The 15,359-nt window shown below is 42.8% G+C and carries 17 protein-coding genes; 10 read left to right on the top strand and 7 right to left on the bottom strand.

Features of this window, described 5'->3' with window-relative positions:
• The first annotated feature begins 143 nt into the window (after positions 1–143).
• Positions 144–650, top strand: coding sequence for a peptide deformylase (gene def / locus R7190_RS13205; RefSeq protein WP_017635324.1), 507 nt, complete (start codon positions 144–146; stop codon positions 648–650).
• A gap of 72 nt (positions 651–722) precedes the next feature.
• On the opposite strand, the gene R7190_RS13200 is transcribed toward def, so the two are convergent.
• The gene (locus R7190_RS13200; RefSeq protein ID WP_021707542.1) at positions 723–1,130 is read right to left on the bottom strand and encodes a helix-turn-helix domain-containing protein; all 408 of its coding nucleotides are present in this window, start codon (positions 1,128–1,130) and stop codon (positions 723–725) included.
• An 84-nt stretch (positions 1,131–1,214) separates the two neighbouring features.
• Here R7190_RS13200 and R7190_RS13195 point away from each other — a divergent pair, with 84 nt between their 5' ends.
• The 4 genes from R7190_RS13195 to R7190_RS13180 all read left to right on the top strand — a co-directional run bounded on the left by R7190_RS13195 (position 1,215) and on the right by R7190_RS13180 (position 4,857).
• Entirely contained in the window at positions 1,215–1,718 is a 504-nt protein-coding gene (locus R7190_RS13195) for a DUF2938 domain-containing protein (protein ID WP_017635322.1), read from the top strand.
• A 225-nt stretch (positions 1,719–1,943) separates the two neighbouring features.
• Entirely contained in the window at positions 1,944–2,972 is a 1,029-nt protein-coding gene (locus R7190_RS13190; protein ID WP_017820977.1) for a phospholipase A, read from the top strand.
• 93 nt (positions 2,973–3,065) lie between these two features.
• On the top strand, positions 3,066–3,524 hold the full coding sequence (locus R7190_RS13185) for a hypothetical protein (RefSeq protein ID WP_005388759.1): 459 nt from the start codon (positions 3,066–3,068) through the stop codon (positions 3,522–3,524).
• 328 nt (positions 3,525–3,852) lie between these two features.
• Positions 3,853–4,857 carry a metal-dependent hydrolase gene (locus R7190_RS13180; protein ID WP_086047432.1) on the top strand — a complete coding sequence of 335 codons (1,005 nt, stop codon included), beginning with the start codon at positions 3,853–3,855 and terminating at the stop codon, positions 4,855–4,857.
• A gap of 40 nt (positions 4,858–4,897) precedes the next feature.
• Here the strand turns inward: R7190_RS13180 and R7190_RS13175 are convergent, their stop codons facing one another.
• The 3 genes from R7190_RS13175 to R7190_RS13165 all read right to left on the bottom strand — a co-directional run bounded on the left by R7190_RS13175 (position 4,898) and on the right by R7190_RS13165 (position 8,329).
• Positions 4,898–5,290 carry a hypothetical protein gene (locus R7190_RS13175; protein WP_086047431.1) on the bottom strand — a complete coding sequence of 131 codons (393 nt, stop codon included), beginning with the start codon at positions 5,288–5,290 and terminating at the stop codon, positions 4,898–4,900.
• A 490-nt stretch (positions 5,291–5,780) separates the two neighbouring features.
• On the bottom strand, positions 5,781–7,541 hold the full coding sequence (locus R7190_RS13170) for an ABC transporter ATP-binding protein/permease (RefSeq protein ID WP_186585349.1): 1,761 nt from the start codon (positions 7,539–7,541) through the stop codon (positions 5,781–5,783).
• A 173-nt stretch (positions 7,542–7,714) separates the two neighbouring features.
• Positions 7,715–8,329, bottom strand: coding sequence for a PolC-type DNA polymerase III (locus R7190_RS13165; protein WP_165401653.1), 615 nt, complete (start codon positions 8,327–8,329; stop codon positions 7,715–7,717).
• A gap of 356 nt (positions 8,330–8,685) precedes the next feature.
• Here R7190_RS13165 and R7190_RS13160 point away from each other — a divergent pair, with 356 nt between their 5' ends.
• The 4 genes from R7190_RS13160 (at position 8,686) to R7190_RS13145 (ending at position 11,821) form a co-directional block, all read left to right on the top strand.
• A complete protein-coding gene (locus R7190_RS13160; protein ID WP_186585348.1) occupies positions 8,686–9,546 on the top strand; it encodes an immunity 49 family protein in 861 nt (286 codons plus the stop codon).
• Positions 9,547–9,683: 137 nt separating this feature from the next.
• Positions 9,684–10,760, top strand: a complete 1,077-nt coding sequence (locus R7190_RS13155) for a threonine aldolase family protein (RefSeq protein ID WP_053307652.1) — start codon at positions 9,684–9,686, stop codon at positions 10,758–10,760.
• A gap of 82 nt (positions 10,761–10,842) precedes the next feature.
• Positions 10,843–11,103: a DUF5062 family protein gene (locus R7190_RS13150; protein WP_064354747.1), complete on the top strand. Its 261-nt coding sequence runs from the start codon at positions 10,843–10,845 to the stop codon at positions 11,101–11,103.
• Between the two features lie 223 nt (positions 11,104–11,326).
• Complete coding sequence (locus R7190_RS13145; RefSeq protein ID WP_186585346.1) at positions 11,327–11,821, top strand: YcxB family protein; 495 nt, start codon at positions 11,327–11,329, stop codon at positions 11,819–11,821.
• Positions 11,822–11,940: 119 nt separating this feature from the next.
• Here the strand turns inward: R7190_RS13145 and R7190_RS13140 are convergent, their stop codons facing one another.
• The 3 genes from R7190_RS13140 to R7190_RS13130 form a co-directional block, all read right to left on the bottom strand.
• Positions 11,941–12,681 (bottom strand): helix-turn-helix domain-containing protein, encoded by a 741-nt coding sequence (locus tag R7190_RS13140; RefSeq protein ID WP_318137550.1) that lies wholly within the window; start codon positions 12,679–12,681, stop codon positions 11,941–11,943.
• A gap of 104 nt (positions 12,682–12,785) precedes the next feature.
• Positions 12,786–13,247, bottom strand: coding sequence for a carboxymuconolactone decarboxylase family protein (locus R7190_RS13135; RefSeq protein ID WP_005376442.1), 462 nt, complete (start codon positions 13,245–13,247; stop codon positions 12,786–12,788).
• A gap of 197 nt (positions 13,248–13,444) precedes the next feature.
• A complete protein-coding gene (locus tag R7190_RS13130; RefSeq protein WP_025767810.1) occupies positions 13,445–14,356 on the bottom strand; it encodes a DMT family transporter in 912 nt (303 codons plus the stop codon).
• A 93-nt stretch (positions 14,357–14,449) separates the two neighbouring features.
• On the opposite strand from R7190_RS13130, the gene R7190_RS13125 reads away from it, so the two are divergent.
• On the top strand, positions 14,450–15,355 hold the full coding sequence (locus tag R7190_RS13125) for a LysR family transcriptional regulator (RefSeq protein ID WP_025767809.1): 906 nt from the start codon (positions 14,450–14,452) through the stop codon (positions 15,353–15,355).
• Positions 15,356–15,359: the final 4 nt, after the last annotated feature.

Genomic DNA, 15,359 nt, shown 5'->3' with positions numbered 1-15,359 from the left:
TTTAAAAGGCAAACCCATTTATTGTGTTGTCGTTTGAGTTAATGGTTTATGCCTTGTGCGCAAGATAGCTTAGCAGGTTTATGTATCGAGAAACGTGTGTATAATTCGCCACGAATTACGATTTATAGATATGAAAGGTAAGTATGGCAGTCCTCGAAATTCTCTCCATTCCAGATCCAAGGCTTAAAGTAAAAGCAGAAAAAGTCACTGATGTATCGACAGTACAAACGCTGATAGACGATATGCTAGAAACACTTTACGCAACGGGCAATGGTATCGGTTTAGCTTCAACCCAAGTAGGCAGAAAAGAGGCGGTTGTTGTCATCGATATCTCTGACGAACGCAATGATCCTTTAATCTTGGTTAACCCAGAAGTGGTGAGCGGAGAAAACAAAGCACTTGGTCAAGAGGGATGCCTCTCTGTTCCTGAGTACTACGCAGATGTAGAGCGTTACACGTCAGTTGTTGTTTCTGCACTAGACCGTGATGGCAACCCGATTACAATCGAGAGCGATGAGTTCTTGGCGATTGTGATGCAGCACGAAATTGATCACCTATCTGGTAACTTGTTCATTGATTACCTTTCACCGCTGAAGCAAAAAATGGCGATGAAAAAAGTGAAGAAGTACGTAAAAGCGAAAGCTAAGTAATATGAGAGGAAGTAACCCTCCATGTCGAGTTACTTCCTTTTAAATCAAGAATAGGAAGGTAGTGAGAGCGGTTTATCTCTGTTTTTGGGGGACATAACGCTTTACGACCTTCATAAGCCTTTGAAATGAAGAACAGTCCATATGTGACTCATGAGGGCAGGTGGCAACATGGTTTAGGCTGTCTCGCACCGCTTTCAAACGTTTTATTTGCTCATCAATCTCAAGTGCCTTTTTTGTTAGTAAGTCACGATCGATATATGGCTTTGAAACTTCTGATTGATTCAACATTTCTGCCATTTCGTTAAGCGATATTCCAGCGATACGCCCCAAACTAATTAAATTGAGTGTATTGAGTACCTCTGGTGAATATTGGCGTCTCAATCCATTCCTTCCTATCGAGCGAATTAACCCCAGCTGTTCGTAGTACCTGAGCGTTGAAGTCGGCAATCCTGATTTTCTAACCACTTCTGCAATATCCATATTATTCCCCATTGACTTCAAGTTGGCTTTAAGTTGTAGCATGCAACTAAGACCTTAACAAATCAAAAACTTGAGGAGAGAAAAATGCTGCTTTTAATGGGATTGCAAGCGGTGCTAATAGGGATTGGTGCCACTTTGATAATGGATTTATGGGCATGGTTACAAAGGAGAGTGTTTGGAATTCCTTCATTAAACTATGCGTTGGTTGCGCGCTGGGTTTTGTACATGCCCCAAGGAAAGTTTATGCATGCGCCAATTATGGCGTCGGAGGCGATGCCGGGAGAAAAGTCACTGGGCTGGTTTTTTCATTATGCCATCGGCGTTACTTTCGCTTTGGCTCACGTTACTGTTTTTGGTCATCATTGGTTGGTAGAGCCCAGTCTAATGCCCAGCTTAATTACAGGCGTGGTAACGTTGATCTTCCCATTTTTGGTCATTCAACCTTGTCTAGGATTTGGTTTTGCTGCGAGTAAAACCCCAACACCTTGGAAAGCCCGTTTTCTTAGCACATTGGCGCATTTGGGTTTTGGTTTGGGTTTATTCATAGCCGGGTTTGCAATCAAAGTTACGAGCCAGTATTTTGCATAGAGAACATGAGCATCATGCAAACGAGTGGTTTTTATCTATGATGCTCAACTCTTGGTTGTTTTTGCGCTTTGCTCATAGTTGGCCGATATGTTCGAAGTCTGTTGCATTTATCCAAGATGTAAAGTCGGCGGACATTTAACATTGTCTTAACGTCAGAATGGCAAGCGGTTTACCAAGAAAAACTAAAATTATTTGGTTTGACATAAAGAATATTAAGGGTTTCAGATGGCTTCAAAAGTGGCAGGGATATCAATACTGAGTTTATTGGCAGCGCCAGTTGCGATGGGAGAAACAGCCAGTGCTTATGATTTATGTTTGCTAGACAAAATAAAGCAAAGCAAAGGTGAGGAAACCATAAAGAGCATTCGCGCGCAGTGTGAGCTTGACACAGTAACCAGCACAGTGCCCGCAGATCCAGAAATTGAAGAGCCTGAAGAACTTCAGGAAAGCTTGGTCGACAAGCGTTTGGAATCAGAACGAGAAAACGCGTTCGAACCGTTTAGCCTAGTCGCGCATCGCGTTAACTATATTCTTCCGTTTACATACAGTGATCGTGTAAATAAACGCGCGTATGCCGACACCAAATACGGCGATGAACTGCGTAAGGAAGAGGCGGAGTTCCAAATCAGTTTTAAAGTACCAATGAACTATGATGACTTGTTGTTTGATGGCGATGGTCTGTTTTTTGGAATGACTCTTAAATCATTTTGGCAGGTATACACGGGGGCAGCATCTCGTCCATTCCGTGAAACCAATTATCGTCCAGAGCTTTTTTACTACACCCCAACAGACTGGAAACCACTTGATGGTTCGACTTGGTTAGGTTTTGGTATTGAACATGAGTCTAACGGTCAGAGACAGGAGCTATCGCGCAGTTGGAACCGTGTCTATGCCAACTTAACCTTTGCAAAAGACAATTTTGCGGTTTCTATCCAGCCTTGGTGGCGTATACCTGAAGATGAAAAGACATCGCCTAATGATCCCAAAGGTGATGATAACCCGGATATCGAAGACTATATGGGACACTTTGAGCTATCGAGTGCTTACAAGTGGAATGGTTACGAGTTTACCTTTTTAGGTCGCCAGAACTTTCAAACACATAAGGGTTTTGCAGAACTCGGTGTGTCATTTCCGATTTGGGGCAAAGTTCAGGGGTACGCACAATACTCAGCGGGTTATGGTAAGAGTTTGATCGACTATGATCATAATCAGCAGCGGATTGGTGTTGGTATTGCAATCAACGGTGTTTTGTAGTTTTTCGTAGATGGATAGAAATTAACACTGGCAATTGAAATTTCAATATTTAGAATGCGAGGCTGAAATTGATTTCTAACCTAGAGTGATTTTATGCTTCGTGATTACACCTTCGATTGTCTTGTAACTATGCCTCGCCATGAGCTGGAAGAGTTTAGTGCTCGTATGATCAGTAAAATGGTGCCAGAAGACGTGATGAATGAGCTGTTCACTTTTGATCAAGAAGAAGTGGATAGTGAAGACCGCATGTTGTCTGCACGTCTTGATGCAATGCTACGCATGACAGCAATCGCACTGAGTGAAATTCAACAAGCGTTTGATGACTCAGACAACGCAAAGCAAAATAGCGAGCGAATGACGCGATTGGTGCTTTGGCATTTCTACGCGATCTCATTCCGTTTGGAAGAGGCCATCACGCTAGAAACACACTGTGCTCTAGTGGAAAAACTAATCGAAAATGCACCTTCGGATGTTTTTGCGTGGGTAAAAACATTGACGGAGCTGCTGCACACTTACGCTGAAATCAACGCGAAAGAGAATCCTCAAGACTAAACACCTGTCGTTTATCGTTCAGTAAATTAGAAACAAGGCGAGCCATTTGGTTCGCCTTGTTTTTTCGCGTCAGATAAACCTTCGGGTTTGAAATACCAAACAAGCCTAGACTCAGATTTGTTCGTTCACTAGCGAACGGCGTGATTCCTTCTTACACTAAATCAAGGTGTTTGTTGCTAAACAAGCAAATGCATGACTAAGTCGTGTATTGTTTTCCACTTAAATGCGGATAATTTATGTCGAAGAACCTTCTGGTTTTTAAATTGGAACCGACTATTGAGCGTGTACGCTTTCCAGCTGAGCTTCATCTATCTAAAGGAAGTGAACGATGGATCCGTTAACGCAAGGTTTATTGGGTGCAGCTTTGCCACTGGCCGTGAGCAACAAGCGAAACCTTGCAGTTGTTGGCGTGTTGGGCGTGGTCTCTGGGATGGCTCCGGATTTAGATGTGCTCATCCGTTCTTCAACTGATCCTTTGCTGTATTTGGAATACCATCGCCAATTTACTCACTCGCTCTTGTTTATCCCGTTTGGTAGTTTCATTTGTGCTTTGGTGTTGTATCCATTGTTCGCAAAAAAGCGAGGACTAAGCTTCCGGCAGAGTTGGTTTTACTGCGCGCTTGGTTATAGTACCCATGCGTTATTAGACGCATGCACCAGTTATGGAACACAGCTTCTATGGCCGATAAGCAACACGCGTTATGCTTGGAACACTATTTCGGTAATCGACCCCGCGTTCACACTCCCTATTTTAATATTGCTTTTGTTTGTTGCACTGAAGCGAAGCCCAAACTATGCCCGCATTGCATTTTTATGGTGCCTGGCTTACCTAAGTCTTGGAATGATCCAGCGAGATAGAGCAGAAGTAGCTGGTTGGGAAATCGTCAAAGAGCGACAACACAACGCTATACAATTAAAAGCCAAACCAAGTTTCAGCAATCTTTTGGTTTGGAAACTAATTTATGAAACGGAAGAGAGCTACTATGTAGATGCCGTAAGGGTGGGGCGTTCAATAAAAATTTACCCTGGCGAATCAACTCCAAAGTTAAATATAAAAGAGCAATTTCCGTGGCTAAACCCGCAATCGCAACAAGCAAAAGACATCGAACGTTTCCGTTGGTTTTCAAACGGTTTTGTAGCGAAGGATCCGAATAATGAAATGCGAATTGTTGATATGCGTTATTCCATCGTACCAAATCAAATTAATGCGTTATGGGGCATCAATCTATCCCCAAAAGCCAGCGCAGACGCGCACGTTGAATACACTGCTCATCGAGGAAGTACTGCAGAAGATCGCCAAGTTTTTTTCAACATGCTTACGGATTTTGAGTGATGGCTTTACTTTGGATACCGATGCGGTGTCGTAATAACCATTACGTAGACTGAAAGTCCTTTACTAGGGTCGGCTTGCTAGCGAAGAAAATTTTGCCAAACAGGGACTTGTACTTCCAGCCAAGAGACAAAAGCCGTTTAGCTAAGTTCTTGTTTTCAATGATTGCAACCTCAACACCTTGGTAGTGGTAAGGATTGCTTTTGATGTAGTCGATAAATGCAGTAAGCACGCCTTGCCCGCGAATGGAGGGTGCAAAGTTGACTGCTACAATAGAAAAGCGTTGGCTACCTGCTGGGCAACGGACTAAACAGTGCCCAAGAGGATGAGTAATAGTCTCAGAAAATTCAGGAAAAGGGCGAGACTCAAGCTCTTGAGAAAGCGCATCGTATCGCTGACATAGATAAGAAAATAGTTGTTTCGCTTCGCTGTTCATATCGGTGCCGCTTTTGTGTTGCTTGGTTTAAAGGCATTGATGTCTCAAATATTGTAACCATAGATAGCAACACAAAACGCGGTAAACTTTTTCAGTAATGATTTCCTATTTTTGAAACCTGAATTATTACAAATGAAGCTGATTGGGTTTTATATGGTAGTTGTGAACGAGTGTTTCTAGTTGAAGGGAGAATACGCTGGTTACTGGAATTCCTTTGTTAAAAGACGAGCTGCTTGGTTTAATGCCGCTCGTTTAACTGCGAGTGGCATCTTTTGTATTTCGTCACCTTGTACAGCGACGATGGGACATGATGTGGGATCTTCTACCCTAGCTCTTCATGGTCTAAATTATCTCATTAACCACTCAGCGCACTGCTATCAGATCCCTAGTCTCGCCAGGGTTCACAGGACTGATACAAAAAACATCGTTAAGCTATTGTTATTAAATTACTTTGTTCGCCTTTACTTACTTTTGAACGCTTAACTAGGCGTTACTCCAAGTGCTTAAATTGCAATGCCACAAGTCGCTGATACAACTCACAGCTTTGCATTAATGATTGGTGGTTACCAACATCGACTAACTCGCCATTGTCAAGCACCGCAATTTTATCCGCATGTTGGATAGTCGAAAGACGATGAGCAATGATCAGCGTTGTGCGTCCTTTCATTAGAGCTTCAAGTGCTTGCTGAACGTGATGTTCACTTTCACTATCAAGGGCGCTGGTAGCTTCGTCTAGCAGTAAGATTTTTGGATCTTTTAGAATCGCGCGAGCAATCGCAATGCGCTGCTTTTGTCCGCCTGATAGCCTAACGCCGCGCTCCCCTAAAAAGCTGTGATAGCCTTCGGGAAGCTTCTCAATAAACTCATGGGCATGGGCTTTTTTCGCGGCTTCGATAACTTGTTCATCCGTCGCTTCAGGATTACCGTAGCGAATATTATGGAAAACATCATGGCTAAACAGCGCTGGTTGTTGTGGTACGAGCGCCATTTGACGTCGAAGCTCGTTTGGATCGAACTGTCGAATATCTTCACCACCAAACAACACTTGCCCTTTTTGCGGATCATAAAAGCGTTGCAGCAGTTCGAATAGTGTTGTTTTACCTGCACCAGAAGGGCCGACCAACGCCAACACTTTTCCTTGATCAGCGGTTAGATTTAACTCTTTGATAGCTGGTTGATTTGGGCGAGAAGGGTAGTTGAAACTCACTGAATTAAAGTTAACCTCAGCAGGCATGTCGGCACGGACAGGCAAATGGTTGCTTGGCGCTTTAATATCACTGGCTACTTGAAGGATCTCAATCAGCCGTTCGGTAGCACCTGCGGCTCTCTGCAATTCACCCATGACTTCGGAAATGGTTGCAGTCGATGAGGCAACCATAATGGCATAAAACACAAATGCGGCTAGGTCACCCGCAGACATTTTTCCGTGAATCACATCGCTGCCGCCTACCCAAAGCATGCCTGCAATCGCGCTGAACACAATCACAATAACGCCTGATATCAGGATCGCTCGCTGCTTTACTCTCTGTCTACCTACTTCATAAGCTTTTTCCACCTCGACAGCGAAAGCCGCTCGTTCATGCGACTCTGAGCTAAAACTTTGCACGGTTTTAATATGTTCTATCGCTTCTCCAGCGTAGCTTCCGACATCGGCCATTGAGTCCTGACTTTGGCGAGAGAGCGCACGCACGCGTCGTCCATAAAACAAAATCGGAACCAGAACCAAAGGCACAGAAGCAAGCACAATCAGCGTGAGCTTAACGTTAGTGGCAAACAACATTATGATGGCCCCAAAGCACATCAAAGCGCTACGCATCGCCATCGAGAACGATGAACCAATAATGCTTTGCAGCAATGTGGTATCGGTAGTCAAGCGCGACATAATGTCGCCACTACTGTTGGTCTCAAAATAGCTCGGATGCAGCGTAATCACATGGTTAAACACCGCAAGGCGAATATCCGCACTAACGCGCTCACCTACGGAAGAGACAAGGTAAAAGCGAAAGAAAGTCCCAATGGCAATACACAATGTGACACCGACAATAAACTGAATCGCATTGGTAAGCTCTTGCAATGATTGCTGAGCAAAGCCTTGGTCGATAAGTATGCGTACTCCATAGCCAACGGATAACGTCAAACTTGCTGTCGCAACAAGGGCAACCAAGGCCGCCGCAACCCGCCATTTATACGGTGCAATAAAGGTGTTGAGTTTAAGAAGAATGCTGAGATTTTTGTTATTTTTTCTGCTCATGAGTGACTCACAAAGCGTTTTAGGTACCTGGCATAGTAAGCCAGTTTGGTTGGTGAGACCAGCGAACTACCGCGTTCGGATTAGGAAATTCACTGGGATAACCAATATCGCATGTATATCGAAAATCACTTAAACGTCGAAGAGACTAGAATCAGCTTTTAGTTCGGAGGGTGTTACGCACGGCTTTTGGCGAGTAGCAGGTCGACTTTTCCTTTGGCTGTTTTACTGACCGTTTGCATCAACTTAAAACTTGGTTTTTCGATGCCTGAGTTTTCTATCCCTTCGACCATTAAGAGCCAAAGCTTGGCTGTCATTTGCGCATCGGCTAGTGCACGGTGGAAAACACCGTCGTTGTCGATATTTTTATAGCGAACAAGTTCACCTAGCTTATGTGATGGGGCTTCTTGAATGAGCCGTCTTGCTACCAGTAAGGAGCAAGCAAACTCACCCGAATAACCACAGTTGATTCGTTCAAGCTCTGCATCTAAAAATCGTTTATCGAAGGACGCGTTGTGAGCGATAAGGTTCTCGCCAGCAATGAACTCACTAAATGACGCCATTACCTCTTCGCAGCTTGGTGCCGATCGCAACATATTGTTGGTAATGCCGGTGTAGTTCTCAATGAAAGAACTCACTCTGAAACCGGGGTTCATGAGTTGCTGAAAACTATCGACAACCTCGCCATTGACTAACTTTACTGCACCAATTTCTATTGCGCGATCACCTAAAGTAGGAGAGAGACCTGTGGTTTCAAAGTCGAGTACGACCACAGAGTTTGCTTGAGGCATAAAATTTTCCAGCTGAGTAATATTGCGCAAGAGTATTATCGAAAGCGACAGAAAAAGAAAGGCGAACACAATGGTGAATATCTGTCTATCTTTACTCCACAAAGTCAGTGTTCGTCGTCCACTGTTTATGGACAGGTACGTTCTGGCTTACCCATCGCGGCTTGTGCGGTAGCCTTATATTTCAAATGTTTTTCGGCTTTTCGATTCATTTCAGTTAAGCATTAACTTTCGATACAACATACTGATTATAAATTGATTTTATAAATTAACTTCGGCATCATTCACGGCTTGATTTTGAGTATGAATATCATCACGGCAAAAAATTAGAACAACTTATAATGCGAGGCTAGGGAACGATGGAAGCAATGAAGAATCATTATTTAGAGATACCTGAAGAAAGAAAATTGCGTATTTTTCGTGAGGAAGATGAAGATTTTTACAACTTCTGGGAAGAAATGCTTGATGAAAAACAATCTTTTTATCAGCAACCTCTCAAAAGAATGAAAGGCGACGCTTGGTATTCGCTTGATTCATTCTTCACTGCTTCAAAATACGGACAACATCAGGCCTCGCCAGCTTATATAAAAAGAGCGCTTGAGTTACTGAATAACGTGTACTTGCTGGCCAATCATTCAGACAAAGTGGTTGAATTCTCCGTTGGGCACCGACATTTTTCGGAAGTAGGTAACCGTTCTATTGCAGGGGGAACGATGGATGCTTGGTTGGATGAAATCTGTTTAGCGATGGCCGCGAGAGATTGGCGCTGCGTAGAGCTGATGACCATCATGGATGAGTCGTTAGTGCGTTTAAAAGATCCTTTCGATGTTGCGTTGGTCGAGTTCGTTAACGGTGTATTTAGCAATTCATCAGCATTACCTGAGTTATTGCAAACTGTGATGGAGAAATCTTCTCCGCAATACTTAGAATCAACCAGAGTACCATATGTACACTCTTTGTTTATTCCATTTGTGAATGTGTTTGTTGCCATTATCGATGGTGATGAGGCGCATTATCAACAAGCACTGAGAGATGCGTTAGAGGCGCATTACCAGTTCTACATGAATGAAGATGTTCGCTATTCGCCAAAAGGAAATGTTTCTCTGAAACTGACTGGTCTTGCTGCATTGGCATACGATAAGTATGGTTGGACGATTCCAGAAGCCGCATATTTACCTAAATGGCTTGTTTACGGTGAGCATGATCTTTGTTCTGCGTAAATCACTCTTAAGTTAAATCTATGTCCAACCGGAGGTTCAGCACGGAGGCATACGCAGAAAATACATCGCGAAAATGTAGTTTACGCCTCCGTTTTAACAAGTTACATTGTTGAAGCTTTGATTCAAAGGACAGAACAATGAGTGCCCACCTAAAACAGCTTTGTCATATCCATCTCTCTGGTAATAAAGAAGATTCTCCAGCCGAACACTTTGCGAAAATGGCAAAGTGGTGCGAAGAGAACAACGTAAATCACGATGTCTACGGTGAGGGAGAAACGATTCAAGCGTTCGAGCAAAAGGTTGCCGATCTGCTGGGTTACGAGGCAGGGCTTTTTGTTGTAACAGGGACGATGACGCAGCCAACGGTGCTTGAAATTGTCACAAGACAAAAGCGTAATCCTATTGTCGCCATGCACGCATCTAGCCATATTCCGGTGCATGAAAAACAAGGCTATCAGCTTCAACATCGCTTTAGTATTTTGCCAGTAGGGAACCCTTATCAAACATGGAAGCTTGAGGATCTCACTGCTTGGCCGGATGAAATCGCAGCCGTTCTTTATGAACTCCCGATGCGAGAAATTGGTGGTCAGCTACCTTCATGGCAAGAACTGGAAGAAATCAAAGCGTACTGCGCCGAAAACAAAATTCATCTCCATATGGATGGCGCAAGACTTTGGGAAACCGCAGCTTACTATCAGAAAGAATACCGCGAGATCGCCGCTGGTTTTGATACGACCTATGTTTCACTTTACAAAGGCATCAACGGCATGGGTGGATCTATGTTGCTTGGCTCAAAGTCGTTCATTGAACTGGCTTCATTGTGGATGAAGCGGCAAGGTGGCAACCTGTATCACAGAACACCTTATGTGGTGTCTGCGGCAATGCAGTTTGATGAAAGGTTGTCACAAATGCCGGTTCTATTTGAGCGAACAAAACAGATCTACAGGATCATTGAAGAGTTCCCACCTTTGGCGGTAAGACCAACCCAGCCTCAAGCAAACATGTTGCACCTTATCCTGCCATTTAGCTGTGAAGAGTTGAAAGAACTCCAATACACGTTTGCCACGGAAAAGGGCATTTGGTTTGGTAACCCGCAAGTCACGGCACATCCAAATCAATCGATTGTTGAATGGTATGTTGGTGACTACCTGCTCAATCTTGGTGATGACGAATTAAGGTCGTTTTTCAATCAGTTACTCGGTAAGAAGGCATAAACTTATCAATATGCGAGCTTACTAACACGCCATACGTGACACTTCATGTATTCTTAATTGAAGCGAAGAAGAGGATTTATCAATGTCAAAAAGCTCCAAACTTCACAATGAAGACAAACTGGTTAAGAAGGCACTAGATATTGGTGGGAAGATGGCGAAGCTACAAGGCTTTGACCTTCCTCAGTCACCACAACCTCTAAGAGTAAAAGCGATTTACCTATTCTTGGTTGATGCCAAACAGATCACCCCATTACCGGAAAGCAAGCTAGACGGCGCAAGCATCAAACACCGACTGGCAGTCTGGATACACAGTGCATTGCCAGACAACGACCCTCTAAAGTAGAAAACCTCATAAGTCATATAGGTCATTAATTAACTAGGCGAGCCAAATGGTTCGCCTTGTTTGATCTTGGCGAGTGCACCGAGGTCTTTTGGCGTGGCGGTATCATTGATTTACAAAACAAAATCAAAAGGACTAAAGATAAATCCCGAGAAGCGCTACAATGCAGGTGTTGCGAGAGTGCAACCAAGATTACTCATTTACAGAAGCCTTGAAGTAACCATACATGTCTAAAGATTTCGAATTCACTACAGAATACATACTCGACAAACCTTTCTTTGCTGAGTGTTATGATCAAACTAGCCAGCCAACGAAGTTCCCACAAGCGTACCTAAAAGGGATGCTGTTTCTTATCTTTGGTGTGGTTTTATTGGAGTTTGAACTGCTACCTAACGGTTACGTCGGTTGGTTCTTTATCGTATTGAGTGTGATTGAAGCGTGCAGCGTTTACTTCAAAAGAACCTGGTGGCTATGGCGTCAAACCATCAGTTCAAGCCGTGGCAGCAAAGTAGTGTTTGAAGTTAATGCAGATGGCGTGCGCTATAAAAGCGGTAAAATCGATCGCAGCCTCGCTTGGAGTGAAATCGACCAACTCGAACAAACCGATTTGGGCTTTATCCTTCACCTTGGTAAACAACGCCAATACATCAGCAAATCTTGCTTAAATGAAGAAGCGATCGCGTTTATGGTAGAGCGGCACGCGGCATCAAAAGCGAGCTAACCAACTCACATCAAGCTGGAATGAGCGATCGAAAAAGTAGGTGATATATGATCGAACATTGTAACAAGTATATGGTCGATTCTGAATCAATTGGGTTTGATGTAGAAAGCTAATAAGGTTTAGAGGTTTCTCTTTCGGACATACTGCTTCGGTGTCATGCGCGCAATCTGCTTACACTCTCTAGTCATGTGTGCTTGATCGGAAAAATCTTGCTCTAGCGCCAACTCCGATAAAGTAAGATCGGGTTGCGCTCGGAGTTGCTCTAAAGTGTGCTTAACTCGTTTAATGCGTTGGTAATGTTTAGGAGTAATCCCCAACCATTTCTGAAAATTGCGCTCTCTCTGGCGCTGACTGATGGTCCCTGTAGGTTGGTCAATAATGTGGCCGACATACCGCGGTTCATATTCGTCAATCAGTGTTTGAACCCAGCGATATAACGTAGAAATCCTTGCATATGGCGAACGCGCTGTTTGCAGAGACTCAAATGTTGCTAGCGCAGAAGAAGCCAAAGGGTGGTCGTCTTGAATCCGCAATAGCTGTTCTAGACGTTTACCAAATAGTTGATAACTAACAGCAGGATGAAAGCGTACGCCAGTCATCACCGCACCTGGCGGTAGGCAGACCTGATGTGCCAGAATGCTTATAGGTAGTAGGACAACCCCTGGCGTTTGCCACTCACCATCCATTTGTACTTCATTCTGTAAAATGAATACCACACCTGTACCAGCATCACTGAGTAATTGTTTACGTACGGTTTGCGTCGTATCAGGTTTGACGGATGCTGACCAAATGGCTTGAACATAGCCAGCTAAAGCCTTTTGAGGTTTTAAAATATCAAATTCTAAGTTCAAATGAATCATCCTATTTAACCTCAACTTAAATGAGAAAGTGATACACATGTACTTTTCATCCTATTAAGTTGAGGTATAAGCAGTGGCTTACAAGTAAGAACCGTCAAATAGAATTATCGAGGTTTATAGACTCCAACCTTTGGCTTAAATGCCTTAACTATTCGGTTCCAACTATTGATCGCGTTGATTGCAATTGTTAGGTTGACCATAGCTTCTTCTCCGAAGGTATTCAAGGTCAGCTGATAGGTATCATCATCTACTGGTAGGCCAGCAGTTAGTAATTCAGCCCAACCTAGTGCAACGTGTTCTGCATCGCTGTAGAATGGCATATCTTTCCATGCACTAAGCCCCCATATGCGTTCCGGCTTTTCACCTAACTTAAGCGCATCTTTACTATGCATGTCGATACAAAATGCACATTGATTGATTTGCGATATGCGTAACTTAACCAGTTCCCATATGATCATGTTCATAGTTTCTGATTGGCTAAATTGTTCATGGAAGTAAGCTTCCTGAGCGTATAGGATTTCTATTGCTTTTGGCGCTACTTCAATATAGTTGAGTCGTTTTTTCATGGTCATTCTCCTTTGTTTTTTACATAGTAAAAAACGCTCTTAGCAAAAGATTGAAGATTTTCGACATGCACTCAATAAAGTTAGATAAAAGAGTGAACGACGAAAGCGAAAAAATGTACCTATTGGAAACCAAGAAAACTTATGCCAATTAACAAAGTATTGCTCTAAATAATGCGACTTAAGGTTGGCGTCTATTTTTACTCCACCACCTTCCGTAAACGAGCAAAAGGTGCTGAGTTACCTATATACACACCAGCCGCAACGATAAAGACGCCTAAAACATTTTCCCATTGAGCCTGCTCACCAGAAATGAACGAAATCAGTAGAGTGAATACCGGCATAATATTAAATAATGGAGACATCTTATCTGGACCAAGAACGATAGCGCCTTTCATCCAAAAGTAATAAGCAATCAAAGTTCCAAACAGGCTCATGTAAGCTATTAATGCTAGGTCTTTAAATGTTATGGCATTTAAGCTACGGCTAAAGTCGCCGTGGTACATCGCTATAGCGACCATTTGAATGGCACCAATACTTAACACCCAACGTAACTGCTGAGTTACTGGGATATGAGATGTTAAACGCTTCGCTAGAATTGTGTATAAACACCCACTAATTAAAGCAAATAACATGTATAGATCACCAATATTACTATTGCTGCTAATAGAATGAATATTTCCCCCTGTAATGACGATTACCACTCCACAAAAACTGATTAGTGCACCTAAAATAGTTTTAACCGAAATGGAAGTCTTGAGAATAACGCCCGACAACAAGATAGTGACAAGTGGTAGGTTTGCCTGAACAACCGCTGCGTTAACTGGGGTAGTAAATCTCATTGCAGAGAAAATAGAGAAGTTTTGGATAGTTACACCCACGGTTGCTATAACAAACAACGACAACATACTTTTTCGTGTGAGTTTGGCTCCATATGGAGAGCGTTTAGTACCTCTTATCAGTAAGAGTATTAAAGCTGCAACGGAAAATCGTAACGTCGCTGAATCCAAAGGAGAGACATCGCTATTAATAGCCTTTATTACGTTAAAGTTACTAGACCAAAAAAAGATAGCGACAACAACACCGCACCAAATTGATAAATGCTTAGACATAGATCTTCCTGATAAAAATTAACTTGACGCGATAATGCTATATATTTCATATTTGATTTTTAATAGCCAAATTTAAGAGGGTTAATCCCAAATATGGAACGTCACTCTTTGGATGACCTTTTGTTATTCGTTTCTGTTGCTCGCTATCAAAGCCTAACACAAGGATCTGAGCGTCTTAATGTCCCGTTAGCCACGCTAAGCCGGAAGTTAAAAAGGCTGGAAACAAACTTAAATTGCAGACTATTTAACCGCAGTGCACACCACTTTGCGTTAACAACTGATGGCGAAAAATATTATCAACTCTGTGAGCCGTTACTTCTTAGCTTAAATAATGTGACATCGAGAATTGCGACTGAGCGTCAGTCTTTAAGCGGAACGATCAAAATATCAGCGCCAATTAACATGACACAGATGTGGTTAAAGCGGTGCGTTTATGAATTTGCAGAGCAACATCCGAAGATATGTATCGATTTAGATGTACAGAATGAAAAAATCAATCTTGTATCTAACCGTGTCGATGTTAGTTTTCGTCTTGGTGATCTTATTGAACAAGACTGGATTGCTCAGAAATTATGGTCGATTCCATTTGCGCTTTGTGCATCACGAAGCTATTTAGAACAACACCAACCGATTACCCATCCAGAACAACTTGTTCATCATCGCCTAATTACGGTAAACAACGACAGCCAATGGAAATTAGTTAATCAAATCACCAATGAAACATTTGATCGTCCGCTAAAGTTTCAATTCACTTCAAATGATGTACTACTAGTTAGAGACGCCGTCATCCATGGTTTAGGAATTGCTTGGATTCCAACCTATTACTTTCATGAGCTAAATCATGATCAACATAACCTGCTGCCTTTGTTGCCAGAATGGCAATGCTCGGGTAAAGAAGTATTCATTATGTATCGAGACCGCGATAAAAGGCCTGCAAGAGTTGATGCATTTATTGAACATGTCTTAAATTGGAAAAATCGCATTCAAATGTTTGCTTGAAAGA

The sequence above is a fragment of the Vibrio sp. 1078-1 genome (assembly GCF_033340475.1).
Note: the sequence above shows the minus strand (reverse complement) of the source record. Positions and strands in the feature narration are given on the sequence as shown.